Origin of the sequence: Tenacibaculum sp. IB213877 (assembly GCF_034043975.1) — a bacterium.
Classification (GTDB): Bacteria; Bacteroidota; Bacteroidia; order Flavobacteriales; family Flavobacteriaceae; genus Polaribacter.
This window is the reverse complement of the sequence record NZ_JAXCHH010000002.1, coordinates 1-2679: the sequence shown is the minus strand read 5'-3', so window position 1 is coordinate 2679 and position 2679 is coordinate 1. Positions and strand designations below refer to the sequence as shown.

General features: G+C 35.6%; 1 protein-coding gene. It reads left to right on the top strand.

Annotated elements, in window-relative coordinates; translation table 11 throughout:
• Positions 1–2679, top strand: a 2679-nt coding sequence (locus SLH33_RS02850; RefSeq protein ID WP_320417565.1) for a hypothetical protein, incomplete at both ends; no start/stop codon positions are given.

The following is a 2679-nucleotide window of genomic DNA, read 5'->3' as shown; positions in this document are numbered from 1 at the left end:
GCAACGATTGAGGTAACAGGATCAGGTGGTACACCGGGTTATACTTATAGTATAGATAACGGATCTACCTTCCAAGGGAGTTCAACATTTACAGGAGTAGCAGCAGGTACCTATGATGTAGTAGTACGAGACACGAACAATTGTAATTCACCGTCAATACAGATTACGGTTGATCCTGCGGATAATATTGTCTTTACATCAGTACCAACAGTATGTTATACAGGCGGAAATACAGGAGAGATTGTAGTAACAGTAACAGGAGGTAACGGAGATTATCAGTTTATATTAAATGGAGGTTCACCTCAAACCCCTACACCGTCAACATCAGCAACTCATACCTTTACAGGTTTAAGTTCAGGTACGTATACGGTTGATGTAGTAGATGGTTCAGGATGTACGGGAACACAACAAACGGTAACAATCAATGATCAGTTAACAGGTACAGTAATTGTAACTAATGCTAGTTGTAACAATGGTAGTATTGAAGTTTTACCTGTTGGAGGTGACGGAAATTATGTATATTCAGTAGTAGTAGCTAATGCTGCTGTACCAGCAGATGGAACGTTTAACAATACAAATCCAATATCATTAGGAGCAAATACGTACGATGTTTATATTAGAGATAATAGCGGAAATGCTGGTTATTGCCAATTTTTGATTGAAGATGTAGTTATAGCATTAATACCAGTTGTAGATATAACACCAACAGCTAACCAACCAATATGTAATGGTGATTTAGGAAGCATAGATGTTGCTATTGCAGATGGAGAATCTCCACATGATTTTACAGTAGTAAATTCTGGAGGCACAACAGTATCAACTGTAACAGGTTATTTAGGTTCTTCAATTTCGTTTAATGATTTACCGGCTGATACTTATGATATAACAATTACAGATAATTTAGGATGTTCTGAAACGGAACAAGTTATTTTAATTGATCCTAATCCATTAGTTATGGATATTGATCCTATATTACCTGCAGGTTGTGTGGTTGATCCACTAAATACAGGAATAGATTTTATAAACATAGATCCTAATGATTTCCTGCCATACATTTTACAATATAGTATAGATAATGGAGCAACTTGGACAGATTATACAGATACGAATGGGCAAGTTAGAAATTTAAACTCAGGCGATATTATTTTTCCAGTTATTAGAGTTTCTGACGCATCGGGAGGTTTAGGAAATACAAGATGTTTATTAGCTTATGGTCAGTATCAAATACCATATAATGTCGAAGGATTAATAGTTAACCCTGTAGCAAATCCAGGAACATGTTCAGGTGGATTTAGTGTAACTGTTGAGGCAATTAATGGTGTAGGTCCATTCTTGTTTGCAATAGACTCTCCATCAGGGTGGGTAGGTCCAGATGCTGTAGGAGGTAATACCGCAACCTTTACAGGTCTTACTCCAGGACAATCATATGATTTCTTTGTACAAGACACCGATACAGGATGTATTGAAATGAATAATGAAGATTTATATGCAGATTTTACACCTACTGTTTTAATTACTCCAACTGTTGATAATGCAGAATGTAATGGTTCGGCTAATGGCCAAATTACTTTTGCTATAGATAATACAAGTGGAGATTTAACAGATCCATTTAATTATACGTTATATAAAAGAGATGCTTCTAATAATGGAGTAGCAGTAGCAGCATATACATCTATTTCACAAAATGGTTTTGCAGATATTGTAGTCAATGGTTTAGATCAAGGAGAATATTATATTGAGCTTACTAACTCTAGTGGAGGCCCACCAGTATGTCAATTTGCTAGTCAAGATACTTTAATACAAGAAGGAACATTAATTACAGGTAATTTAACAGTAGTAAATAATATTACTTGTGATGTAGATGGTACAGTTAGAATAGAAAATGTTAATGGAGGTTTCCCTGGTTATACATATCTGGCAAATGTATATGAAACAGGAGTTCCTGCTAATATTATAACACATACATTGTCTGGTAACTTAGTTACAGTTGATGATGCGGCTTTAGGGGGAGTTACTTCTGTTGATGTTGAAGTTTTAGTGACTGATACCAATGGTTGTACAGCTAATTTAGGTCCAGTTACTTTAACTTTAAGTCCATCACCAACAATAGATAATGTAACTACTGATACTTGTAATCCTAATAAAACAATTACAGTAAGTGTATCAGGTGGTACAGCACCATATCAATATTCAAATGATGGAGGAACTACATTTACATCATCAACAGTTAATACAACACACGTATTCAATAGTTTATCAGCAGGTAGTTATGATGTTGTTGTAAGAGATGCAAACGGTTGTTCAGATACACAAACATCAGTAATTTTATATCCTGAATTGAATCTTGCATTAACCCAAGCTCAAAATTTAAATTGTACTCCTGGAGAGGCTATTATAAATATTACTATTAGCTCTGGTGCAAATTTAGGAGTATCAGGAGATTTTACTTATACCATTAATGCAGTAGCTGCACCAGCAGTTACACCAGGGATAAATACAGGAGCCATTTCAGGAGCAAGTACATCAACTACACATACAGTTACTGCTGAAGGAACATATGAAGTTGCCGTAACAGATGTAACTTCTGGGTGTGTAGAAACACGTCAAATAACCATTGCCCCATCAATTCAGCCTAATTTCAGTGCAGTAGCAAGTGTTGATAACATTTGTTTTGGCAGC